A 24,084-nucleotide genomic window follows, 5' to 3' on the forward strand; every position below is an offset into this window, starting at 1 on the left:
GCTTCCTCGCCGGTTTTCGCCTTGCCTGACCTTCGTCTCAAGACTTTTTAAAACTGAGCCTAAAGTACGCCCATCCCTGTGGCCTCAGGATTTTCTCAGGCGCTCAAGCGCCTCGTAGGGCTCCTGAGCCCAATGCATCACCCGCTCGCGCAACAGCGGCGAAGCCTCCCGACGCTTGTCCTCGCTATCACCGGTAAATGCCTGAAACGGTTGTTTGGCGTGTTGTCCGACTGCAGCAAAAGCCTGTTTGAGTTGTGCATCATCCAGCCGGAAAAAATCCGCCAGCCTGCCCGCCATCGCCCCGGGTAATTCGCCGTAGTTGACCACCCTTCCGGCAAACGCCCGGCAGTGCTCCACGCCTGTTTGCAGCAGACGCCCCAGTCGTCGCGGGATGAAATCTTCCTGCCCGGCGAATGGCAATTCATCGTCCAGCACACTCGCTCCGATCATACCGGGCACCATGTGCATGCCGGGACGGCGCAAGTGAGAAACGGCGATTTCCACGGGATCGCGATACACGAACAGCCAGGGGGTATCGGGAAAGCACTCGCGCAGCAGTGGCAATTCACCGATATTCCAGGCGTCGAGTTTGACTACCAGCCGCTGCTCGATACCTCGTCGGCGTTGCCCGTAGGCCGACAACAACCCTTTGAGTGCCAGGCACCGCTCAGCGTGCGGCAACTCGCAACGCAGAAGGGTATCCAGCGGCGCAGGCTCGGAGATGACGATGTGGTCTTGCAGTTGTGCAAGCATCTGGCTGACCAATGTCGAACCGCATCGGGAGGCGTGGAAAATGAACACACCGGGATCAAGACCAGGACTTTGCCGTTGCCATTGCGCCAGGCTGCTCAAAGGCGTCTGACGACGAAACACCTGGTTGAATGGCAAGCGCATGGCCTGCTCCACCGCGTCGCCGAAAAACGGCTGCGACAATCGTCGATCCCCGAACCAGCACCAATCGACCTTCCACTGCCCGCTCTCCTGCCATACGCGGATCGGCAGCCAGCCGTCCAGGCTCAGGCCTTCCATTGCTCACGCCCCTGCCGACGGCCGTTGCGCATGGCCGCGCGCAGTTCTTCGCGAGTGACATGCAGCCCGCACCGGGCAGCCGACTCGATGACACGTTCGGCGAAAGCCTCTACGTCGTGCAACCCTCGCAGGGTCCGGGCAAGTTGCAGATCGGTTTGCACCTGCTGCTGAAAACGCATCAAGTCGCTTTGGCCGGTGCCAGCGGCCGGTGTGGCAGGTAGCCCTTGGACAATCTGCTGCTCCAGCCATGGGTCAGGACGGCAATCGAGTACCAGATGAACCCTTGGCAACGCATCTCGATTATCCACGCGATGGGGCCGCGACAAGTCGAGGAACCAGCACTCTCCGGCCTTCATCGGAATGCGTTGTCCATCCAGCCAGAAATCCACTTCAGGCGGACTGAGCAAGGGGATGTGCAGACGCAGGTCACCGTCCGGCCCACCCAAGTCATAGTCACGGTGCTCGTGAATCCGTCCGCCGGGCCCGAGTCGCAGCAATCGGGCCGAGACGATATCCAGAGGCCAATCACGCAACGCTTCCTGCCAACGACCGTCAGCTGTCCAGGGCGCCCGGAACAAGGGCTGGCCGCGTCCGGGTGACAATTCGGTCAACGCATCGGCAGCCGAAACCAGCGCCACGCCACTCCAGTCGCCGGTGTGGTAGGCATTGTTGAAATGCCCCTGCCAGCACTCGTCTTCAATGGCCGCCAGTGCTTGCAATAGCAAGGGCAGGTTCACCGCCACCGGCAGCCGTGAGAACGCAGGGCGCGTCATGGCAGCGCCCTGTCAGGGCGTCACCGCTGCCTTGGGAACCGTGATGTCGCCCTGTGCCCAGGCGGCTTCACGATTGGCCAGCGCCGTGGCAATCGACTGCACCTCGGTGGATTTCACTTCGTCGGGCAACGGGTCGAGGCCAGCGCTGGCGAAGATCTGGCCATAGGCGTTGCGCAGGTCGGCATAGGACAGGTCCCGCCGCAGATCGGCCTGCAAGGTGTTGAGCTCGCCCTGGATCAGGTCCAGCTCACCGATGCCGGCGGCCTGATGACGGCTGCGCAATTGACCGACGATTTGCCCGTCGATGTCCGACAGTTGCTGGTTGGTCTTGAACTGGCGCAGCGCATCACGATAGTTGGCATTGGCGACATACAGTTGCGCCAGCACCGCAATCGACATCGCCTGGCGACGCGCCGCCGCCACTTCTTCACCGGCCTTGGCCACGTCGATGGCCGCCGGCGCGGAGATCACATTGAACAGGTTCCAGGTGACTTTCACGCCATAGTCGGCCCAGCCCTGCTCCACCAGGAACGAGTTGCTGTCGTAATGCCCGCCGGCAGAAAACTCCAGCCCCGGCAACAAGCGCAGCATGGCCTTGCGGGTCTCGGCGGCAGTGATACGTGTCTGGTAGTCCTGCTCGCGCAGTTCAGGGCGGCTGGTCAGGGCTTCCTGTTCCAGGCGGGCCATGTCGACCTTGAGTTCCGGGATCTCGTATTCATCCGGCGTCGCCAAGGTCAGTTCGGTGCCCAGCGGCAAGTTGATCAGGGTCGCCAGTTCGGTCTTGGCCAGGGACAACGCACGCCGTTGCTCTTCGAGCTGGCGGGTCGCCTGGATCAGCGAACGCTGGTAACCCAAGGCTTGCACCGGGTCACCGATGCGCTGCTCGCTCATGCTCTGGCTGTTGTTGCGCGCCGCCTCGACACGGGCCATCAGGCTGTCGATCTGCTTGAGCAACCGCTCGGCGGCCATGGCTCGCCAGTAGGCCGAGCGCACGTCCTGGACGATGGTGTTGATCACCTTGCGCCGGCGCTCCTGTACGATCAGGCGCTGGTCGCCGGCCTGCTTGGCGCTAATGTAGCTGACACCGAAGTCGAGCACGTTCCAGACCATGGTCAGGTCCGCCACTTCACGGTCGCGGTCCTGGGAGGTCGACGGTTCCAGGGACTGGGTGCCGGTCTCGACGCTCTGGCTACTGGAGGCGTTGACGTTGTTACGACCGACATAACCCGCGTCCAGCGCCATGCGCGGCAGCATGTCGAAACTGGCCAGGTCCAGTTGCCGCTTGGCCAGGGCCTCTTCCATGACCTTCAGGCGGCCTTCCAGGTTGTACTTCACTGCCCGGGCCATGGCCTGGTGCAGGGTCAGCGGACCACTGAGGGGTTCCTGATCCTTGTACATGTTCTGCAAGTCGGTCTTGGCGCGTTGTTCACTGGCGCTGCGATCGATCGGTTCACTGGTGACTGCACACCCGCTGACCACCAACGCCAGCAGACTCATACCGAATAACTTCTGACTTCTATTCATTCCCTGGATTGCCCCTGGCTGCCGCACAATTTTTTTTGAATTCTTCAGGCCAGTACCCGACTGATACCCACCTGTTGTAGAGCCGTTGCCAGGCTGTCGACCTGACGCTGTTCAGTGTCCTTGAGGTGCTGCAATTGCTGGCCCAGCGTCGGTGCCCCGAACATTCCCCGTATCCCCTGGGACACATCCCCGCCCTGCATCGACGGGTTGTCGAAGGCGTCCAGCGACTCGCTTTCGGAACCGGAGTCCTGATTGAACAGGCTCGAGATCGTGCTGATGCCAAACACACCGCCATCGCCGCCCCCAAAGCCCAGGAACCCATGCCCCGAGCCATCGCCGCCGGCGTCGTTGCTGAAGACCTGGGCAATATAGCTCGGCGCCAGTTCGCCACGGTTGATGAAGATGTCGCCTATCGGCCGCAGGCCGCCGCCCACATCCCGCTGCTCAAACAACGGAGGGAAGCCCAACGGCGATCCCAGGTCGCCTGTCGGCGGGTTAAAGATGATCGGCTGCAACGGCACGTCGGACGGTGGAACGACCGTAATCGGGTCCGTTGTCAAAAACTCCGGTGGTGGCTTCACGTCGTTAGGCACCACGGTGTCGATTGCATAATTGTTGGACACCGCCACGCTGGCCCCGGCGTTGCCTGTCAGGTCACTGACATTGCTGGTATCCAGGGCGATGAAGTTGCTCGGGTCAGTCAGGTTCACCGTCGGGGTGAACGTCGCGGTCCAGGTCCTGCCGCCATCGCTGGTGGTCAGGTTGGTCAGTTCACCGTTGGTGACGCTGAGGTCCGACAGGTCGAAATCGGTCACCGCTTCGCTGAAGGTGAACGTCACCTGGGTCGTCTGGCCGACGCCCAGATTCGGATTGGCGACGACGATGGTCGCGGTCGGCCGGGTGGCGTCGAGCGCATAGTTGCCGGAGATGGCGATACCCACGCCGGCATTGCCGGCGACGTCCTGCACCGTGCTGGCATCGAGCAGGATCAGGTTGGTGGTGTCGCTGACGCCCGCTGTCGGCGTCAAGGTCGCGGTCCAGGTCAGGCCGCCGTCACTGCTGGACAGATTGGACAACACGCCATTGGCAACGCTGAGGTCTGACAGGTCGAACCCGGTCACCGCCTCTGTGAAGCTGATGGTCACGGTAGTGGTCTGGCCGATGCCCAGGGTGTTGTCGCCCACCACGACGGTGGCGCCCGGACGCACTGTGTCGACTGCGTAGTTGTTGGAGTCCACCACGCCGACGCCGCTGTTGCCCGATACGTTGGTCACGCCGCTGGTGTCCAGGCTGATCAGGTTGCTGGTGTCGCTGACACTGGTTGCCGGCGTGAAGGTGGCGGTCCAGGTCACTCCGCCATCGGAAGACGAAACGTTGCTCAACGTGCCGTTGGCAACGCTCAGGTCCGAATTGTCGAAACCGCTGACCGCTTCCGAGAAGGTGATGGTCACCAGGGAGGTTTCGCCCACTGTGAGCGAGCTGTCCGCAACCACGACAGTGGCCGTCGGCACTCGGGTCTCGACCGCATAGTTGGTCGAATTGGTGGTACCGGTCCCCGCATTGCCGGCCGCGTCGCTCACGCCGGCATTGTCCAGCGTAATGAGGTTGGTGGCGTCGCTCAGACCCACGGTCGGCGTGAAGGTGGCTGTCCAGGTGATGCCACCGTCACTGCTGCTGACAGCGCTCAGGGTGCCGTTGGCAACGCTGAGGTCGTCGTTGGTGAAACCGGTCACCGCCTCGCTGAAGGTGATGGTCACCTGTGCGGTTTCACCCGGTCTCAACGTCGAATCGCTCATCACAATCGTGGCAACCGGGCGTTGGCTGTCGACGCTGTAGTTGTTGGAGTCCGTCGTGCCGCTGCCCACGTTGCCGGCCAGGTCGGCGACGCCGCCATTGGCGAGGGTGATGACGTTGCTGGTGTCGGTGATACCACCGGTCGGCGTGAACGTGGCCGTCCACGTGATGCCGCCATCGCTGCTGCTCAGTCCGGAGATCGAACCGTTGGCGACCGTCAGGTCGGCGCTGGTGAAACCGGTCACCGCCTCGCTGAAAGTGATGGTCACCAGCGAGGTCTCGCCAGCGGCAATGGCCGTGTCGGCGACGACGATAGTCGCGGTGGGACGCACGGTATCGACGGCATAGTTGTTGGAATCGGTCGTGCCGACGCCGGCGTTGTTCGAAACGTTGCGCACCCCGGTATTGTCCAGGGTGATCAGGTTGCTGGTATCGGAAACGCCGACGCTCGGGGTGAAGGTCGCCGTCCAGGTGACGCCGCCATCGGAAGACGAAACGTTACTCAGCGTCCCGTTGCTGATGGTCAGGTCACTGTTGTCGAAACCACTCACCGCTTCGTTGAAGGTGATGGTCACCAGCGACGTCTCGCCGATGCTCAGGGAAGTATCGGCTACCACAATGGTCGCGGTCGGCACCTGGGTATCAATGGCATAGTTACCGGAATTGGTGGTGCCAGTACCCGCATTGCCAGCCGCATCGCTCACACCGCTGTTGTCCAGGGTAATCAGGTTGGTCGCATCCCGGGTACCGGGAGCCGGGGTGAACGTGGCCGTCCAGGTGATGCCGCCGTCGCTGCTGCTGACGGCGCTCAGGGTTCCGTTGGCAACGCTCAGGTCGTCATTTGTGAAGCCAGTCACCGCTTCGCTGAAGGTAATGGTCACCAATGACGTTTCGCCGACACTCAAGTTGGAATCGGCCACCACAATGGTGGCGACCGGGCGTTGGCTGTCGACGCTGTAGTTGTTGGAGTCCGTCGTGCCGCTGCCCACGTTGCCGGCCAGGTCGGCGACGCCGCCATTGGCGAGAGTGATGACGTTGCTGGTGTCGGTGATACCACCGGTCGGCGTGAACGTGGCCGTCCACGTGATGCCGCCATCGCTGCTGCTCAGTCCGGAGATCGAACCGTTGGCGACCGTCAGGTCGGCGCTGGTGAAACCGGTCACCGCCTCGCTGAAAGTGATGGTCACCAGCGAGGTCTCGCCAGCGGCAATGGCCGTGTCGGCGACGACGATAGTCGCGGTGGGGCGCACGGTATCGACCGCATAGTTGTTGGAGTCGGTGGTGCCTACGCCGGCGTTGTTCGCGCCATTGCGCACCCCGGTGTTGTCCAGGGTGATGACGTTGCTGGTATCGGAGATACCGACGCTCGGGGTGAAAGTCGCGGTCCAGGTAACGCCTCCGTCGATGGATGAGACATTGCTCAGCGTCCCGTTGCGGATCGTCAGGTCGCTGTTGTCGAACCCATTCACCGCTTCGTTGAAAGTGATGGTCACCGTCGTGGTTTCACCGATGCTCAGCGACGAGTCGGCGATGACCACGGTCGCCGTCGGCACGTTGGTGTCGACCTGGTAGTTGTTCGAACTGGTGGTGCCGGTACCGGTGTTGCCCGCCGCGTCGTTGATGCCGGCGTTGTTCAGCACGATCACGTTGGTGGTGTCGACGACGCCCAGGGCAGGGGTAAAGGTAGCGGTCCAGGTAATGCCGCCATCGCTGCTGCTGACTGCACTCAGCGTGCCGTTGGCGACGGTCAGGTCAGAATTGTCGAAGCCACTGACCGCCTCGCTGAAGGTGATGGTCACCAATGATGTTTCACCGACACTCAACGCCGTATCGGCCACGACGATGGTGGCGGTCGGGCGCTGGGTATCGACCGCGTAATTGTTGGAATTGGTGGTGCCGCTGCCCGCGTTGCCCGCTCCGTCCGTGACGCCGGTGTTATCCAGGGTGATCAGGTTGCTGGTATCGGAAATGCCGGCCGATGGGGTGAACGTCGCGGTGTAGGTGATGTTGTCGCTGGTGCTCAGCCCGCTCAGCACACCGTTGGCCGCGGTCAGGTCGGCCAGGGTGAAACCGGTGACGGCTTCGCTGAAGGTAATGGTGACCACCGACGTTTCGCCCGCGCTCAGCGTGCTGTCGGCGACCACGATGGTGGCGGTCGGACGCACGTTGTCGATGGCGTAGTTGTTGGAATCGGTGGTCCCGCTGCCGGCGTTGCCCGCGGCGTCAGCCACCCCGGTGTTGTTCAGGGTGATCAGGTTCGTGGTATCGCTGATGCCCGCCGTCGGTGTAAAGGTTCCCGTCCAGGTAATGCCGCCGTCGCCACTGCTCAGACCGGTGACCGTGCCGTTGGCGACCGTCAGGTCGGCGGTGGTCAGGCCCGTCACGGCTTCGTTGAATGTGATGGTCACCAGCGAGGTTTCACCCACGCTCAGTACCGTATCGGCGACCACGATGGTTGCAATCGGGCGCTGGGTGTCGATCGCGTAGTTGTTGGAGTTGGTGGTGCCGGTGCCGGCGTTGCCGGCCGCGTCCAGTACACCGGTATTGGCCAGGATGATCAGATTGGTCGCATCAGTGACGCTGGCGCTCGGCGTCAGAGTGGCGGTCCAGGTGATGCCGCCGTCGCTGCTGCTCAGGCCACTCAGGGAGCCGTTGGCAACCGTCAGGTCGGCCAGGGTGAAACCGGTCACGGCCTCGCTGAAGGTGATGGTCACCAGGGACGTTTCGCCGGCGCTCAACGCCGTATCGGCCACTACGATGGTAGCCGTCGGGCGCAGCGTATCGATCGCATAGTTGTTGGAGTCGGTCGTGCCGGTATTCACGTTCCCGGACAGGTCGGCAATGCTGCCACTGTTCAACGAGACCAGGTTCGTGGTGTCGCTGATGCTGGCGCTCGGAGTCAATGTCCCGGTCCAGGTGATGCCGCCGTCGGCGCTGCTCAGGCCGGTGATCGTGCCGTTGGCGACAGTCAGGTCGGCGGTGGTGAAGCCGGTCACGGCCTCGCTGAAGGTAATGGTCACCAGGGAGGTTTCACCAACGCTCAGCGCTGTATCCGCCACCACGATAGTGGCCGTTGGACGGGCGGTGTCGATGGCATAGTTGTTCGAGTTGGTCGTTCCCGTACCGGCGTTGCCGGACAGGTCCGCAACGCCGGTATTGTCCAGGGTCACCAGGTTGCTGGTGTCAGTGACGCTGGCGTCCGGGGTCAGGGTGGCCGTCCAGGTGATACCGCCGTCGGCACTGCTCAGGCCGGTGAGCGTGCCGTTGGCGACCGTCAGGTCGGCAGTGGTGAGACCGGTTACCGCTTCGCTGAAGGTGATGGTCACCAGGGAGGTTTCACCAGCCCTGAGTGCGGTGTCGGACACCACGATGGAGGCGGTGGGAAGCACGGTGTCGTTGACCGCGTAGTTGTTCGAATCGGTGGTGCCCACGCCGGCGTTGCCGGCCAGGTCGGAGACCCCGGTGTTGTTCAGGGTGATGAGGTTGGTGGTATCGGTGATATTGCTGGCCGCGGTCAGGGTGCCGGTCCAGGTGACACCGCCGTCGCCGCTGGTCAGCGTACCGATGGTGCCGTTCTGCACCGTCAGATCCGAGGCACTCAGGCCCGTCACGGCTTCGGAGAAGGTAATGGTCACCAGCGACGTGGCGCCGGAGTTCAAGCTGGTGTTAGCAACCACGATGGTCGCGGTAGGTGGGGTTTCGTCCGGTACATAGTTGGTATTGATGGTACCGCCGTCACCATAGACATTGGCCACTGACGCCGGAGTGACACCGGCCGTGCCGGCACTCGTCCCACCAATACCGCTGCCGCCGGCGTTGCCACTCATTGCCGCGAAGTTGGCGGCGGTGATCAGCACCGCCCCCTTGTTCCAGATCGCGCCGACACCGACACCGCCCGCGCCGCCCGCCTGGGTGTAGCCCCCGCCGGCACCACCACCGCCACCACCGCCGCCTGCGCCGACGTTGTTGGAGATGACCGAGTTGCCGATGATCCGCAGGGTCGCGCCGGTGTCGTTGTAGATACCGCCGACTGCGCCACCGCCGGCACCGCCGATGTCGTTATAGCCGTCGCCGCCGCCACCGCCACCAATGGATAACCCGGCGCTGGAGGCCGAGCCACCGGCAGAACCGGTGCTGTAGCCGGGATAGGCAGCGCCGCCGGCACCGCCGGTAGAGGAGCCGCCACGGCCACCGATATTGAAGAAGCCACCACCGGCACCGCCCTGGTTGGTCGAGCCAAGGGAGCCCGAGGAGTTGAGCGTATCGCCACCGCGACCGCCGATCCCTCCGCCGATCGCGCCACCACCGCCGCCGCCACCACCGGCGTATTCCGGCGTCACACCGCCACCGCCACCGCCGCCTGCCGCCACGTTGGCAGTGACCGTGACGTTACGCAGGGTCAAGGTGCCGGCGTTATAGATCCCGCCGCCCTTGGCCACCAGCGCATCGTCGCCGCCATTACCGCCATTACCCGAGACGATGCCACGGGTAATCACCAGGCCGTCGAGGGTGGCCGTGGTACCGGACGACACGCTGATGACCTGGGTACGGAACTGGCCATCCAGGGTGACATCGGCAACGTTGTCATTGTTGAGGTCGCCATCGATGGTGACGTTCCTGTTCACCACCAGTACCTGGGTCAGGGCGACGGTCATGCTGCTGTTGAATGTGACGATGTCGCCGTTCTGCGCAGAACCCAAGGCCGCGCGCAAGGAGCCCACGCCGGAATTGGCATTGTTGGTGGCGGTCCAGGTGGCCAGGCCCCACTGGTACTCGCTCATGGCCTTGGCCGATAGCACATTGGCGCTTTCGATGTTGCCGGTGGCGATTTCCAGTTCCCAGTCACCGCCCAGGCCCGTGCGGTCGTTGGATGCCGCCACGTCACGGCCGGTCAACTGCGCCAGGGAATCCACCAGGCTCAGGCCGCGATCACCTTCGGCGGTGTAGCAGCCATAGATCAGGATATCGCCGCCAACATTCATGTCCTGGCCGATCTGCGCCAGCACTTCGCTGCGGGCCTGGACGTTGTCCGCCGACAAATAGCTGTTGCCCAGCCACAGGTCCCCGGCGTTACCGTGGGCGATGATCTGCACCGAGCTGATGCCCTGGTGGGTGTCCAGGTAATCGGCGATTTGTTGCAGGCCATCCTTGGTGGCATCCAGTTGCACCACCTCGGTACCGGGCGCCACGCCCTCGAGCAGGTTGGCGGCATCCTTGACCCGTGAGTCGACAAACACCACGGACTTGCCCGGAACGGCGGCCTGGGTGGCATCCACCTGCCCCTGGGGCGCATGGCTGCTATCGGCCGACTGATCGGCGGTGGGCGTCTTGGCGGCTTCGGCCGTGGGCTGGGCGTCCGGCTGCGCCGCGTCGGCCACGGTGGCGGCCACCGCGCCGTCGAACAACATTCGCGGCTCCAGGGACATGATCATTGGCGATGCCAGGGCCTGTGCGCCCTCGGTTACCCGCGATTTACCTTTGCTCCACCACATGACGATCACCTGGACTCGAACTTCTTGAATACGCGAATGAAAGAAAACCGCGATCAGCTGATCGCGGCGTCGGTTTTCACACGGATGACATTGGCAGCGCTGGCGGACCCGTCGCGCCAGAACGACAACTCGGCATATTTTTCAAACAGATCCGGCGGCAGCAGCGTGCGCCGGGCCTGCGGCGCGACCCTGGGCTTGACCTTGTGCAGCCCGGCCACGCCCAGGGCCTGGTCGAAGGCTGGCGCGTCGTAGGTCAAGTGATTGAAATCGTGCTCGAACCACGGCTCGCCGATGAATTCGTAGACCAGCCGCATCACTCGCTCGGGGGCCTGGCTCAGCAGGTCGTAATCAACGATCAGCAGCGATTCGGCGTTTTCCCCGTAATAGGCTTCCTTGAGCGCTGTCCAGGCAAACCCCACCAGGCGATTACGCTGGGCCAGGGTTTCGCAGCGGCTGTAGACGGTGTTGCGCTCGTCATCGTCGTTGAACAGCTTGGTGTTCTCGAACGGGTTGGCGCGATAGAGCCGCTCCAGGCTGTCGAGAATCCAGGCGACGTTGCGCACGCACGCGATGGTCTTGGCCTGAGGGAAAAGATCCTGCAAGGCCGGCAGCCGGGCGCACCAATGGCGGTTGGTATCGAAGATGACAGGCTTGTCGGCCTTGTCGGCGTAGTACGAGTCGAACAGTCCACGCAACAGACGCCGACGCTGCTCGGTGTCGATCACCGAGCCAAACTCACTGCCGGCGCTGCATTGTTGCAGGACGCCACTGAACAGTGAGCCAACGGGACTGGTCATGCCGGCATGGAAGCGTGGATTCTGCAGCAGAATCGCGGAGAGGAGGGTCGAGCCCGAGCGTGGCAGGCCGGAGATAAAGTGAAACTGCGACAAATCCCTTCACCATTTGTAGTCCCTTTGTAGCGCAAAGCGTAGCCGAGGAAACAAATGTCGCCTAGTAGTACTTTGATATCAAATCCACCTGAAACCGTAAAAAAGATGGACGGTAGGGAGCGCCGGGAAACCTGAATCGTTTAAGCCGCACGGCTGCTTTTTTCGGCGCCTTGGCCCGGCAGAACGAAACATCCCCGTCTACGCTCAGCCGTGCGTGACCAGGCCTGGAAGTGAGGAGTCGGACTGATCGCATCTTACTCGTCGTATCCGCCAGGTACCGCCAGACCAATAACCTGAGGGATGAGGATTTTATGGAAGTATTCATGGGTACCATCCAGCCGTTCGCCTTTAATTTCGCTCCCCGTGGCTGGGCGCTGTGCAACGGGCAGACCATCAGCATCGCGCAAAACTCGGCGCTGTTTTCCTTGCTCGGCGTGACTTACGGGGGCAACGGCCAGACCACCTTCATGCTGCCCAACCTGCAAGGGCGCATGCTCATGGGCATGGGCAACGGCCTGGGCCTGACTCCCCGTGTGATCGGTGAAGTCTCCGGCACCGAAAACGTCACCCCGACGCTGAACAACCTGCCTGCCCACACCCACACACTCACCGGCCTTACCGCCTCGACTACCCTGCAATTGGCGAACCCGGCCAGCAATCCGGTGAACACACCCACGGCCACCAACTCATTCATCGGCACCTCGGGTACAGGGCCAGGTTCGGCGGCGATCTATTCCGACCAGATAGGCGCCTCGCCGGTGCCGCTGCAGGGCGTGAGCACGACCGTCAGCGGTACGGTTTCTCCCGCCGGAGCCGGCTTGCCCCTGCCGATCATGAACCCATTCCTGGCGATCAACTTCAGCATCGCCCTCGAAGGTATCTTCCCTTCCCGCAACTGACGACCCACCGGAGGGCCACGGCCCTCCGGCCTTGTGGAGTGACGACATGCTGCAAAAGGTTCATAGCCACCATTTCCAGCCGCTGCTGGGCCAGACCCGAAGCCTGGTCCTGCCGGACGGCAGTCGCTTGCCGGTGCGGATCGAACATCTGGAAGAAACACCCCGGGCCAGGATGCCGAACGCCGAACGGATGCCGTTCAACGTGGAACTCAACAGTCTGGAAAGCACCGAGTTCGTGGATGGACTCTGTGACCTGGAGATGCCCGGGCTGGGCACGCTCGAAGGGGTGTTCGTGTCGAGGGTACCCGCTGCAGGTCGGGATCCGACGGTGGGCTACTTCCACATCGCATTCAACTGAACGAGGCTGATGCCCTGCGGGAGCGAACATGCCCGCGATGGCGGAGGGTCAGTTTGCATCCATGTCCAATGGCCCACCCTCATCACCGGCAAGCTCGCCCCCGCAGTCGACAGCAACTGCTCAGTTGCCTTTCGGATACCAGACCAAACGCTCTGCCGCCAGGTTGCTTTCCTGGACTTCGAAACCCATTGCCAGGTAATGCCGACGAGCGTGGGGATTATGGGTCCAGACCACCGTCGCCACCGGACAGCGGATCTGTTGCGCGGCTTTCTGCACCCCCTGCAGCACCGCACGACCGTAACCCTGGCCGCGAGCCTGGGGGATGAAAGCCAGGTACAGCACTCGGATCTCGTTGGGCCCGAAATCGGTGCTCAGGGCGCCGATGGCCGTGCCGAGCTTTTCCACGACGTAATGCATGGCGTCAGGAAAGTTCTCCCCCAACCCTTGTTCCTGCACCTGAAACTGCTGGTCGATGACCTGCCGCACCTGCTCGGGGTCGCCATCGATCCATTGCAGATCCGGCCGCGCCGCCTGATACAGACTTTGCAAGAACGGCCCGTCGCTGAACCGCGATGGTCGTATCACCAATCCTTCTGCCGCGACTGATTCCATGCCCGCTCCTTAGAATCCGCTTTCCCTGACGCCCAGCGCCGCCAAGCGTCGCCAGGCCGCTCCCAGTACCGACTCGCCCTGCCCTTGCAACACCACGACACCGCGCAGCGGCTGTACCGGCGCGTTCGTAGCCTCGATGGCACTCAAACGCACACCGTATTGAGCCTGCACCGGCTCGGCCCGTTGCTGCGCATCACGGCGTACGGCTATCGGCCCATGATGATCGGACGTCAACGCCTGCTGCTCGACCCAGGCCGCGCCATTGGTGTCGATTTCATCCAGGCGTACGGCTATCGAGGCGTGCACCGGATCATCGGCAATGAAGCGCCCTGTCGCGCCGCTCTCGACCCGCCAGAGCTCGGCTTCGGTCAGGTAGCCGCGCAATCGTGAATCGGTTTGCACCACCCGCGCCAGAACCTGTGTCGGCGCCAGCCAGCGCCCCACCGACAATTGTGGCAACAGATCGCGCACTTGGCCGGCGTGCGGTGCCCGCAATAACAGACGCTCGCGCTGAGCGACCAGGCCTCGGTATTCGGCCACTGCTTCAGCCAATTGCTGTTCGACAATGCCAGCGTCGGCAGCGGTTTCGCTACGCCCGGCCTGGCGGCGCATCTGCAGCTGCTGGATCTCGATTTCCCGACGCACGATGGCCAGGCGCGAGGCCATGTCCGGCGACTCCAGCTCAATCAGGACATCGCCTTGGGCAACGGTCTGGCCGTCGTGCACATTCACCTGCTTGACCCGCGCCGCCACCGGGGCATGCAAGGCACTGGTGCGACCGGCCTCCAGCATGGCCGGCACGTCCACGGCGCTGCGCCATGGCAACAACAGCAGCAGGACCACCCCCGCCAACACCAGGCCGGTCAGCAGCACCCGTGGACCATGGGCCTGTTCGCGACGGCTCCACCATTGTCGCCATTCATTCACGATGGGCATAAAAATGAACCACACCAATTCCACCATCATCAGGAAAATGCCCAGCACCTTGAAGAACAGGTGATAGACCGCCAGGGCGATACCCAGGAACAACGCCGCCCGCCACAACCAGGCGCCGTACCCCCACACCAGCAAGCGACGACGCATCTTCGGCGACCAGGGTTCCGGCGCCGACGCTCCGTAACCGAACAAGGCTTCGCGCAGACGCCAGCGGCACAGGGCGAACGCACGGCCCTGGAGGTTATCCACCGCCCAGAAATCACTGAGCAGGAAATAACCGTCGAAACGCATGAACGGGTTCAGGTTGATGAGAAGCGTGGTGATCCAGGTGGCACTGGCCAGCATGAACGCCGCCGTACGCGCCGGCCCGTCACCCAGCAACGACCAGGCCAGCAATGCGATGCACGCCAGTAACAACTCCGCCAGGACCCCGCCGGCACCGATCAGCAAGCGGGCCCGGCGGTCATTGATCCGCCAGGCATCGCTGACGTCGGTATAGAACATCGGCAGCAGCACCATGAATGCCACGCCCATGCTTTGCACGCGACACCCGGCTCGCTTGGCCATGAAGGCATGGCCGAACTCATGGCACAGTTTGGCGAACAACAATGCTACGCCGAATGCCAGCGCACCACCGAGGCTGAACAGATGCGGGAAGGTCGCCACGAACCGCTGCCAGTCCCGCGAAACCAGGAAAATGCCCAGCCCCAGGGTCAGGGGCAGGCCATAACGCAGCAAGCCAGGACCGAATCGCGCGAGCCACGGCCAGGCCCGATTGAGAAAGGCATCCGGGCGCCACAGTGGGATGCGGAAAAACAGGTACTGATGCAGCAGGATCTGCCAGAGGCTCTGGCGCTGGGCGACCTGCTTGAACAGGTAGCTGTCGCGCTGTTGCGGATCCATCGCACTGATCAGGTCGTGCCCGCGCAGAAAACCCAGCAGTTGCTCCAGCGACTCCTGGGTAAGCGGCAGGCCCGGCTCCCGATTCGCCGCGTGCAGCACCTGCTCCGGATCGCCCAGGGACCAATGCCGCAGCATGCGCATCGCTGCCGCGCCGAGCTTGAAATAACGACCGCGCACCGGATCGGCCAAGGTCCATTGAGGGGACCCGTCCGGGTCCGGAGCCGCCGGGGACAACTGCAGGTCCGGTCGCAGGCTCGGCAGGCTCATGCTACAAGCCTACGCTCTGGCGCAGGCCGGCCAGGGGCCGCCGCAACAGGTACAGCGCCAGGGGCGCGCGGTCACCGAAGATCTTCGCCGTGCCCCGCAAGCCGATACGCGGCGCCGCCGCATCGAAACGCGCATCCAGGCGATACGCCAGTTGTCCGGCGGCAGTGGGCTGCGCTTCGTAGGCCGAGCGTTCCAGCCAGGCCAGGTGCCGCTGCAACGGATCGCTGTCGAGAAACAGCGCTACCTGCGCACCGGGGGTCAATGCAATCGCATCGCCCACCGCCAATTCGATACGCAACTCGGCCTGGTTCGGGTCGGCAATCTCCATCAACCGCTCACCGGTCTGCACGGGCTTGCCAAGCCAGCGCTCGGCATCGGGAAAGACCGCGATTCCATCTCGCTCGGCACGCACTTCGCTGCGCTTGAGCAGCTCGATGGCGTAGTTGCGCTCGGCGCGTTTCTGTTCGACGCGGGCGGCCAGCAGATCGATCTTGGAGCTCGATTCGGCATCGGCGAATGAGCGTTGGGAATTGGCCTTGAGCTCTGCCTCGGCCACACCCAGGGCACGCTCGGCCACATCGGCCTGGGCCTTGAGGCTGGTGCTTTCGAAGCGCAGCAGCAACTCGCCGTTCTTGACGGTCTGGTTGGGCTTGACCAAGAACTCGGCGATCACGCCATCCAGCGGCGCCGCCACGACCTGTCCACCCAGAGGCACCACCTCGGCCGGCGCCAATACCGACTGGCGCACCGGAATCAGCAACCCCAGCAACAGCACCACCGCCAATGCGACCTGGCGCTTGCGCGTCCAGCGCAGGCGCCAGGGTTTGCGCGGTTGCAACGCGAGCCAGGCATGGCTGTAGGTATCGCCCAGCTGGGACAGCAGCACCTGTTCGGGGGGAGTCCATGGCAGGTCACGGGCCAGCCACAATCCGCCGAAGACCTGGCCCTGCTGATCGATCAATGGCAACCAGAACACCTGTCCGGCCGACAGGCTTGCCCAGTCCGCCCGGACGGCTTCGCTCACCCCATCGGCGGCGATCACCCGGGCCTGGTCGAGCAGGCCCTGCTTGAACAACTGCGCTACTGCCTGCTCGACAAACGCCACGAACGGCGCATTAGGCTCCACGGCGCTGACGCCGGTCACCGCCTGCACCTTGCCAGCGATCAATAACGCAGCGTGGCGAAACCCGAACAATGCCTGCCCATCATTGACCAGGCTGTAGCTCAATTGCGCCGGAGTACGCGCGGCTCGCGTCTGGCGTTCCAGGTCGAGGAAGCGGGCGAAGACCTGCTCGGTGCTGCCCGTCAGCGTCGCGTTCACTTGGGCTCCGCGAAACGTGCCGTACCGCTCATGCCGGACAACAGACCATTGGCGTCGGGCAGGCTGGCCACCAACAATAGGGTCTGGCTGCCCTCGTCAATACGTGCGCCCAGCCGTTTGACCGTCGCTTGCAGCGGCTTGCCGGTTTCATCGGGAATGAACGTAAAGGATTGACCCGGCTTGAGCCTGCCCATCCAGCGGGACGGCACCAGCAGATGGATTTCCAGGGTGCGGTTATCCACCACATCCAGCAACGGCGCACCGGCCGCCACGCTTTCATAACGCTGGACCTTGCGCGATACGACCTGCCCGTCGAACGGCGCAACGACACTGCAGCGCTTGACCTGGACTTGGTAAACCTGGGATTGCGCCTGCGCCTCGCTGACCCGGGCCTCGGCCCGCGACACTTCAAAACGCCCAACCGATTTCAACGACGCCAACTGGCGGTTATGGGCCAACTCTTCACTGGCCCCCCGGGCCGCCGCCTGGGCCGCATTGAGCTGGGCCTGATAGGCCGAACAATCGAAACGCGCCAGCGTATCGCCCTTCTTGAACGACTCGCCCTCACTGAACGGCAACTCCACGATACGCCCGGCCAACTCGCTGGCCAGCACCGCCTGGTCCCGCGCCCGAAGCACCCCCCGCGCCTCGCTGCCACCCGGTGCACTCGCGGTGACATTGTTCTCCAGCAGCGGATCGTCCGCTGCAGGCGTCTGCGCCTGGACGCCACACGCTACGAAGGCCAATCCCATTACCCAACTACCCAAACGCAACATAACCGCTACTCCCTGACGGATGGGCGGAGTCTACGACAGCAGTGGGAAGCGTCAAGGGAGTCGGGAAAAGCGAGTGGAAAACTCTTGTTTCAAAAAGCCATGAGTGGGCTCAAACACCGCTTGGTTTTTTCTGACAGAGGCTGGGATCAAATCCCACAAATATCTCGGTAGATCCGCTCGTCTTGATCAACCAGGGACGATGGACAATCCAAGCCCCTCAGCAACCACCAACGCTATGGAAGGCCATTGAAATACGTTCTCACACATTGGCTCCAGAACAGCTTGACCATCAGTTGTGAAGACGCACAAAACTCGTCTTGCCGGTGCCAGAGCCAGATCGTCCACGGTTGACGCGGAATCTTTCCAGGATTAGGATCCTCTCACTGCTCAACCTCGTACGCAGAGATTAAGTTCTCTGGCCGTTGGGGTGAAAACACCGGCTTCGGCCGGTTTTTTCGTTTTTGGGGATTGAGTTTGTGCGCACCGCTTTTTTCGTTGACGGGTATAACGTTTTTTATGGACTGCTTGCCGGCACACCCTATAAGTAGCTAAACCTGACGCAGTTATTGACGCACATCGCCCGGGTCGAGAATCCCAAGAGTTCGCTCGTCTCCGTCGATTACTTCACGTCCTCCGTCAAGCCGGAGCTGGCAACGCGAGGAGTCGCATCCAAGGAAGCCCAAGACGCCTACGTCCGCGCATTGAAGGCCAACAAAGTCAACGTTCACTATGGACGTCATCAGCTCGAACGCGCAAACGCGCCCCGTTTTGTAAGCAGAACGATCGGCGCTTCACGTCAGGATACGGTTCCTATCTGGAAGCTCGAAGAAAAGGAAACCGACGTCCACATTGCAATCAGCATGTATCGAACTGCTTCTAGACAAGAAGCAAAATCGCGGGAAGAGCGTATCGAGCAGCTCGTGCTAGTCTCCGGCGACACCGATATGGCTCCAGCATTGAGGGCGATTCGAGAGGATTTTCCTCATTTGAAAGTCGGCGTAGTACTCCCTTATCGAACCGACTCCAAACGACTGGCGCCAGGTTCTTTAAAAGAGTGCGCCCACTGGATGCGCCGCGTCGTCACCTGCGACGAGCTCCAATCCCATCAATTTCCCAATCGGGTTCCCACCCACAAGGCACCCGCCATCAAACCGGATTATTGGTAAGCACTTCCGCCGCCGGATACACCGATTCCCAACCACCGCCCAGCGCCTTGTACAACCCCACCATGGCCAGGGAAACGCCAGTGGAGCTTTCCACCAGTTGTTCCTGGGTGGCCAGCAACGCGCCTTGCACCGTGAGGACGGTGACAAAGTCCACCACGCCTTCCACGTATTGTTGTTGTGCGGTACGCAAGGCGATCCGGTTCTGGCGCACGGCTTCGGCGAGGCTGTCGCGGCGCAGCTGGCTCGCATTGTAGGCACTCAGCTGATCGTCGATTTCATGCCAGGCCTTGAGCACGGTCTGCTGATAGGCGATCGCCGCTTCCTGTTGCTGGGCCTCGCGCAGATGCAGCACACCCCGCAGGCGCCCACCGTCGAACAGCGGCAGGCTGAATTGCGGACCGATGCCGAACGCCCGCGAGCCCCAGGAGCCGAAATCACCCAGTTGCAGGGCCTGGGAACCGACGTTGCCCGACAAGGTGATGCGCGGATAAAAATCCCCCTTTGCTACGCCGATAGTGGCCGTGGCGGCGTGCAGCCGGGCCTCGGCCTCACGAATGTCCGGTCGACGCTCGGCCAGCTGTGACGGCAGGCCGATGGCGACCTGGCGCGGGGCCTGGGGCACGGGTGCGTCGTCCGACAGTTCGGCTTGCAACGCCTGCGGTGGCTGGCCCAGCAACAAGCTTAGAGCGTTGATCAGCTGCGACTGGCGTTGTTGCAATGCGGGCAATCGGGCTTCGATGGTCGCAACCTGAGCTGCCGCTTCGGCCACGTCCAGGTCCGTGGCAACACCATCGGCCAGCCGCAGTTGCGTAAGCCTCAGACTGTGGCGCGCCACCTCCAGGTTCTGCTCGGTGACGGCACGGGTGCTTTGTACACCGCGCAGTTGCAGATAATCCTGGGCAGTCTCGGCGAGCACCGCCACCAGCACACCACGACGGTCATTGCGGGCGACTTCCAGATGGGCGTCCGCCGCTTCGGCTTCACGGCGCACACGGCCCCACATGTCCAGTTCCCACGACGCAGAGACACCTGCCTCCCACAGGTTAAAAGCCGCGTCACCATTGTTCCCCGACGGGTCATTCAGCCCCTCGCCGCTGTTGCGCTTACGGCCATAACCGCCAGTGGCGGCGCTGTTCGGATACTGCGCCGAGGTGATCACCTGCCGAGCGGCACGGCTCTGTTGCAATCGACTGTCGGCGAGCTTCAAGTCAAGATTACCGGCCAAGGCGCGACGGGTCAGCGCGGTCAAGGTCGGGTCATTGAAAACCTCCCACCAGTGTTCGTTCATGTCGGTGGGAATCACCTGGCTGACGGCCGCGTTGGCGGGCTTGGACCATTGGGTCACCTGCAGCGGCTCGGGCCGGTGGAAATCCGGACCGACGGTGCAGGCTGACAGGCTGATCATGAGCAAGGCACTGGCAGGTGTGAGACGCCACTGGCACCATCGCGAGCAGGCTCGCTCCCACAGGGAATTCTGACTTGGCTCCGAACTTCCTGCATGGCGCAGATCCAGTGTGGGAGCGAGCCTGCTCGCGATGAGGCCCGACCAGCCAACCCATCTTTTCATCGCTGCGTCACCTCACGCCCATCACTCCCCATGCTGGCGGTATCGATCCGCGCCTCCACCGACATCCCCACTCGCAGCCGCTCGGCCAGGGGCTGGCCGGGATCCAGGACAATCTTCACCGGTATGCGCTGCACGACCTTGGTGAAATTACCGGTGGCATTGTCCGGCTTGACCGAAGCGAAGGTCACGCCAGTCGCCGGGGCGATGCTCTGCACGCGACCATGCAGCGTTTCACCGCCGAACGTGTCGACGCGTACATCTACCCGCTGGCCCGGTTGCACATCGGTGAGTTGGGTTTCCTGGAAATTGCCGACCACATAGGCCTGGGCCAGCGGCACCACCGCCAGCAGCTTGCTGCCCGGCGTCACGTAGGCGCCGACCCGCACAGCCCGCTCGCCGACCATGCCATCCTGGGGCGCGACGATGCGGGTGTACGACAGCTCGTAACTGGCGATTTCCAGCGCGGCCTGAGCCTTCTTCAATCCGCCTTCGGCAGCGTCACGCTGGGCCGTCAGGATCTCCACTTGCTTACGTTCGGCGGCCAGCACCGCCGTAGCATTGGCCAGCCGCGCAGTGGCCTGGTCGATCCGGGTCTGGGCCTGCTGGGCATTCTGCACCGTCCCGGCACCCACGCCGGCCAGGTGCTGGTAACGATTGCGCTCATGCTCGGCAAAGGCCATCTCCGCCTTGGCGGCGACCACCGTGGCCTGGGCCTGGGCGATCACCGAAGCCTGACGCTCCAGGGTTGCCCGGGCGTTTTCCAGCTGGGCACGCGCCACCAGGGTCTGTGCGTCGGCGGCCTGGGCCGCGGCGCGCAGATCTCGGTCGTCGATCAGCGCGAGCAATTGCCCAGCCTTCACCTGCTGGTGATCTTCCACCAGCACCTCCTTGATGAAACCCGCCACACGCGGTACCACCAGGGTGTAGTCAGCCGAAACGAACGCATCGTTGGTGCTCTGCTGCACACGTTTACCAGGGGCCAGCAGGTAAACCAACGCACCAAGCGCAATCGCCGCGGCAACGGCGAGCACAACTGGTTTTTTCACTTGAGTCTTCATGGGAGCTCCCGGATTCAACGTGGCGCGCCAGGCGGGTAGATCCGCGTCGGCAGCCAGAAAATGAGCAGGATCAGGACGAGCGCAACGCCTGCCATGCACAGGTAAAGATCGGAGAACGTCAGCACCACGGCCTGCTCGTGAAGGCGATGGGCGAGCGAGGCGGAGTCGGTGTCGACCAACGGTGAGTTACCGAGGCTGTCCACCAGCATCGTGGAGTGGAAATGCAGGCGCGATGTGGTCAGCGCATCCAGCACACCGGTAGCGATCACGGCGGCAAGGCCCTTGACCGTGTTGAACCAGGCCGAAGCGAACGGGCCGTCCATTGGCGAGATGCTGCCGGTGGAGAGCATCAGCAACGGCAGCACCGCCATTGGCTGGCCGAAGATCTGCAGCAGTTGCCAACCGTAGAAATCATCGCGAATCCACGCAGAGGTCAACTGCGAACTGCCGATGCAGGACAACGCCAGCATGCCCAGGCCGATCCCCAGCACCCAGCGACAATCGACCCAACGCAGATTGCACAACGCCGCCACCAGCGGCAGTGCAATCACCTGCGGCAATGCCATCAACAGCATCACTGGCGCCGTCTGCACCGGCCGATATCCCTGGACCTGGGCCAGGTAACTGGACGGAATGATGATCACCGCCAGCAGTACCACCAACACACCGGCCAGCGTCACCAGTGCAAACGTCAGGTTGCGTATGCCCAACATCTGCAAGTTGAAGAAAGGCACCGGCTGCGACCATTCGTTGATCATGAACAGCACCAGCAGCACCACGCCGCCACCCAGCAAGGTACAGATCAGGTTCGACTCGAACCAATCCAGCCGGTTGCCTTGCAGCACGCCGATCACCAGCATGCAGATCGCCGGGAAACCCAGCAGCAGGCCACGCCAGTTGAACTGTTTGAGGCGTTCCAGGCGCAGCGGGTCCTGAGGCAGGCCGTAGGCCACTGCAGCCATGGCGATCAGACAGGGCACGATGATTTGCCAGAAGGTCCATTGCCAACCGACGTATTCGGTCCACAAGCCTGCCAGGGGTGTACCCAGGCCTGGACCGAACGTGGCGGTCAGGGCATAACCGGCCAGGCCATAAAGTTTTACGCCGGGCGGCAAGAAACGCAGGGCGACGGTCATCAGCATCGGCGGCAACGCGCCGCCGGCCAGACCTTGCAAGGTCCGCATCAGCAGCAGGCTTTGGTAGTTCGGCGCCAACGGACACAGCACGCCCAGGAGGGCGAACAAGCCGATGGCCCACAGCGTGAAGCGGCGCAGCGAAAAGGTCACCGAGCACCAAGGCGCGAAGGCCATGGCGGCCACCGAGGTAGCGGTATAACACCCCACCAGCCAAGTGCCTTCGTCATACCCGATGGCCATCGCGCCACGGATATCCGCCAGGGCGACCTTGGTCACCATCTCGTTCAACCCCGAAACGAGCACCGCCAGCAACACACCCACCAAGCCGATGACGACTCGCGGACCGAACGCCGACGGCGCGGCGGTTGCCGCGGGGAGTGCCGTGGTCGTGAGGGAGGTCATGGATTGGAAAACTCCGGAAGAATACCGGAGCAGTTTAAAAAGCGGGAGGACTGACAAAAAGTGACTTATTGGCAGTTTATAAATGCGTTCTGCGCAGCAATGAATCCCCTTGTGGGAGCGGGCTTGCTCGCGAATGCGGTGTGTCAGACAACAACAATGGCGTCTGACACACCGCATTCGCGAGCAAGCCCGCTCCCACAGGATTCACTGGGCTGCGTTTGATTCAGGCTGCGCCGCCGTCCACGTCTCCTCGCAACAGGCCTTGAGGGTTTCCCGAAGCCAGCGGTGGGCGGGGTCGTTGTCGTAGCGCGGGTGCCAGGCCTGGGTCAGCATCAGCGTTGGCAGCGGGATCGGCAGGGTAAACGAACGCAGGCGCAACCCCAGGCGCTTGACGCTCAGCAAGGCTTCCTTGGGCACCGGCAGGATCAGGTCTGAATCGGGCAAGGTGAACATCGCCGCATGGAAACTCGGCGCAATGACCGCCACCCGCCGCTCCAGGCCAAGGGCATTGAGCGCAGTGTCTATGGGACCGCGGGCGATACCGCGCCGTGACATGCTGATATGGGAAAAACCGGCGAATCGCTCGGCGGTGATCTCGCCATCGAGCAGCGGATGGTCTTCGCGCACCAGGCCAACGAAATGCGTGGAAAACAGGTTCTGCACCTTCACCTCTGGCATCACCGGCCGGGTGTTGCTGATGCTCAGGTCGATACGCCCCTCGCGCAGGGCCTCATCGTCACCGTCGCCCTCCGGAACATAACGCAACTCGCAATGGGGGGCCTGGCGCTCCAGGGTGTCGAACAGCTTGCCGCCATACACACCGACAAAAAAATCGTTGGCGCGAATGCTGAAGCGTCGCCGCAAGGTGCTCAGGTCCACGGCATCGGCCGAGCGAAACACCAGCGCCGCCTGTTCCACTACGTCGCGCACCTGCTCGCGCAAGGCCAGCGCCTTGGGCGTGGGCACCAGCCCGCGACCGGCGCGCACCAGGATCGGGTCGCCGATGGCGTCGCGGATTCGCGTCAGGGTGCGGCTCATGGCGGCGGGGCTGAGGTTCATCCTCCGCGCGGCACCGACCACGCTGCCCTCATCGAGCAGCGCGTCGAGGGCGACCAGCAGGTTCATGTCCGGGAGTTGCATAGTGAGCACTCGTATTCAATCAGGATTGATCCAGGCGCAAT

General features: G+C 63.0%; 15 protein-coding genes and 1 pseudogene. 3 read left to right on the forward strand and 13 right to left on the reverse strand.

All coding sequences use genetic code 11. From position 1 onward, the window contains the following. Positions 1–84 precede the first annotated feature (84 nt). The 5 genes from AD666_RS04825 to AD666_RS04845 are packed head-to-tail and all read right to left on the reverse strand — an operon-like array spanning position 85 to position 11,502. Positions 85–1,029, reverse strand: a complete 945-nt coding sequence (locus AD666_RS04825; RefSeq protein WP_053148100.1) for an aspartyl beta-hydroxylase — start codon at positions 1,027–1,029, stop codon at positions 85–87. Next, the gene (locus tag AD666_RS04830) at positions 1,017–1,802 is read right to left on the reverse strand and encodes an aspartyl/asparaginyl beta-hydroxylase domain-containing protein (protein ID WP_053148103.1); all 786 of its coding nucleotides are present in this window, start codon (positions 1,800–1,802) and stop codon (positions 1,017–1,019) included. Before AD666_RS04830 ends, AD666_RS04825 begins: the two co-directional genes overlap by 13 nt. Positions 1,803–1,814: 12 nt before the next feature. Further along, entirely contained in the window at positions 1,815–3,326 is a 1,512-nt protein-coding gene (locus tag AD666_RS04835; RefSeq protein ID WP_053148105.1) for a TolC family protein, read from the reverse strand. A 44-nt stretch (positions 3,327–3,370) separates the two neighbouring features. Further along, positions 3,371–10,612, reverse strand: a complete 7,242-nt coding sequence (locus AD666_RS04840; RefSeq protein WP_053148108.1) for an Ig-like domain-containing protein — start codon at positions 10,610–10,612, stop codon at positions 3,371–3,373. 53 nt (positions 10,613–10,665) lie between these two features. Then, entirely contained in the window at positions 10,666–11,502 is an 837-nt protein-coding gene (locus AD666_RS04845; protein WP_053148110.1) for a sulfotransferase, read from the reverse strand. 311 nt (positions 11,503–11,813) lie between these two features. On the opposite strand from AD666_RS04845, the gene AD666_RS04850 reads away from it, so the two are divergent. After that, positions 11,814–12,401 (forward strand): phage tail protein, encoded by a 588-nt coding sequence (locus tag AD666_RS04850; protein ID WP_053148112.1) that lies wholly within the window; start codon positions 11,814–11,816, stop codon positions 12,399–12,401. A 46-nt stretch (positions 12,402–12,447) separates the two neighbouring features. After that, the gene (locus AD666_RS04855; protein WP_053148114.1) at positions 12,448–12,759 is read left to right on the forward strand and encodes a hypothetical protein; all 312 of its coding nucleotides are present in this window, start codon (positions 12,448–12,450) and stop codon (positions 12,757–12,759) included. A gap of 120 nt (positions 12,760–12,879) precedes the next feature. On the opposite strand, the gene AD666_RS04860 is transcribed toward AD666_RS04855, so the two are convergent. From AD666_RS04860 to AD666_RS04875, 4 genes are read right to left on the reverse strand one after another with little or no spacing between them, the layout of a single operon-like run. Next, on the reverse strand, positions 12,880–13,371 hold the full coding sequence (locus AD666_RS04860; protein ID WP_053148116.1) for a GNAT family N-acetyltransferase: 492 nt from the start codon (positions 13,369–13,371) through the stop codon (positions 12,880–12,882). A gap of 9 nt (positions 13,372–13,380) precedes the next feature. After that, on the reverse strand, positions 13,381–15,477 hold the full coding sequence (locus AD666_RS04865; RefSeq protein WP_053148118.1) for an efflux RND transporter periplasmic adaptor subunit: 2,097 nt from the start codon (positions 15,475–15,477) through the stop codon (positions 13,381–13,383). 1 nt (position 15,478) lies between these two features. Beyond that, positions 15,479–16,798 carry an efflux RND transporter periplasmic adaptor subunit gene (locus AD666_RS04870; protein ID WP_053148120.1) on the reverse strand — a complete coding sequence of 440 codons (1,320 nt, stop codon included), beginning with the start codon at positions 16,796–16,798 and terminating at the stop codon, positions 15,479–15,481. Further along, positions 16,795–17,574, reverse strand: coding sequence for an efflux RND transporter periplasmic adaptor subunit (locus AD666_RS04875; protein ID WP_053148122.1), 780 nt, complete (start codon positions 17,572–17,574; stop codon positions 16,795–16,797). The genes AD666_RS04870 and AD666_RS04875 overlap by 4 nt, the downstream gene beginning before the upstream one ends. A 476-nt stretch (positions 17,575–18,050) precedes the next feature. Between AD666_RS04875 and AD666_RS04880 the strand changes: the two are divergent. Then, positions 18,051–18,740, forward strand: a pseudogene (locus AD666_RS04880) (NYN domain-containing protein). Here AD666_RS04880 and AD666_RS04885 read toward each other — a convergent pair. The 4 genes from AD666_RS04885 to AD666_RS04900 form a co-directional block, all read right to left on the reverse strand. Beyond that, entirely contained in the window at positions 18,721–20,307 is a 1,587-nt protein-coding gene (locus AD666_RS04885) for an efflux transporter outer membrane subunit (protein WP_053148126.1), read from the reverse strand. The pseudogene AD666_RS04880 and the gene AD666_RS04885 sit on opposite strands and share 20 nt — an antisense overlap. Beyond that, a complete protein-coding gene (locus AD666_RS04890; protein WP_053148128.1) occupies positions 20,304–21,365 on the reverse strand; it encodes an HlyD family secretion protein in 1,062 nt (353 codons plus the stop codon). The genes AD666_RS04885 and AD666_RS04890 overlap by 4 nt, the downstream gene beginning before the upstream one ends. A 14-nt stretch (positions 21,366–21,379) precedes the next feature. Beyond that, a complete protein-coding gene (locus AD666_RS04895; RefSeq protein WP_053148130.1) occupies positions 21,380–22,903 on the reverse strand; it encodes an MFS transporter in 1,524 nt (507 codons plus the stop codon). A gap of 204 nt (positions 22,904–23,107) precedes the next feature. Beyond that, positions 23,108–24,043 (reverse strand): LysR family transcriptional regulator, encoded by a 936-nt coding sequence (locus tag AD666_RS04900; RefSeq protein WP_053148132.1) that lies wholly within the window; start codon positions 24,041–24,043, stop codon positions 23,108–23,110. Positions 24,044–24,084: the final 41 nt, after the last annotated feature.

The organism is Pseudomonas sp. Pf153, from assembly GCF_001269775.1.
Taxonomy (GTDB): Bacteria; Pseudomonadota; Gammaproteobacteria; order Pseudomonadales; family Pseudomonadaceae; genus Aquipseudomonas; species Aquipseudomonas uvaldensis.

Coding starts and splice junctions, on each gene's coding strand:
- AD666_RS04895 (WP_053148130.1), bottom strand. CDS start 22,903: ATGACCTCCCTCACGACCACGGCACTCCCCGCGGCAACCGCCGCGCCG.
- AD666_RS04825 (WP_053148100.1), bottom strand. CDS start 1,029: ATGGAAGGCCTGAGCCTGGACGGCTGGCTGCCGATCCGCGTATGGCAG.
- AD666_RS04835 (WP_053148105.1), bottom strand. CDS start 3,326: ATGAATAGAAGTCAGAAGTTATTCGGTATGAGTCTGCTGGCGTTGGTG.
- AD666_RS04840 (WP_053148108.1), bottom strand. CDS start 10,612: ATGTGGTGGAGCAAAGGTAAATCGCGGGTAACCGAGGGCGCACAGGCC.
- AD666_RS04830 (WP_053148103.1), bottom strand. CDS start 1,802: ATGACGCGCCCTGCGTTCTCACGGCTGCCGGTGGCGGTGAACCTGCCC.
- AD666_RS04855 (WP_053148114.1), top strand. CDS start 12,448: ATGCTGCAAAAGGTTCATAGCCACCATTTCCAGCCGCTGCTGGGCCAG.
- AD666_RS04890 (WP_053148128.1), bottom strand. CDS start 21,365: ATGAAGACTCAAGTGAAAAAACCAGTTGTGCTCGCCGTTGCCGCGGCG.
- AD666_RS04865 (WP_053148118.1), bottom strand. CDS start 15,477: ATGAGCCTGCCGAGCCTGCGACCGGACCTGCAGTTGTCCCCGGCGGCT.
- AD666_RS04860 (WP_053148116.1), bottom strand. CDS start 13,371: ATGGAATCAGTCGCGGCAGAAGGATTGGTGATACGACCATCGCGGTTC.
- AD666_RS04900 (WP_053148132.1), bottom strand. CDS start 24,043: ATGCAACTCCCGGACATGAACCTGCTGGTCGCCCTCGACGCGCTGCTC.
- AD666_RS04875 (WP_053148122.1), bottom strand. CDS start 17,574: ATGTTGCGTTTGGGTAGTTGGGTAATGGGATTGGCCTTCGTAGCGTGT.
- AD666_RS04850 (WP_053148112.1), top strand. CDS start 11,814: ATGGAAGTATTCATGGGTACCATCCAGCCGTTCGCCTTTAATTTCGCT.
- AD666_RS04885 (WP_053148126.1), bottom strand. CDS start 20,307: ATGAAAAGATGGGTTGGCTGGTCGGGCCTCATCGCGAGCAGGCTCGCT.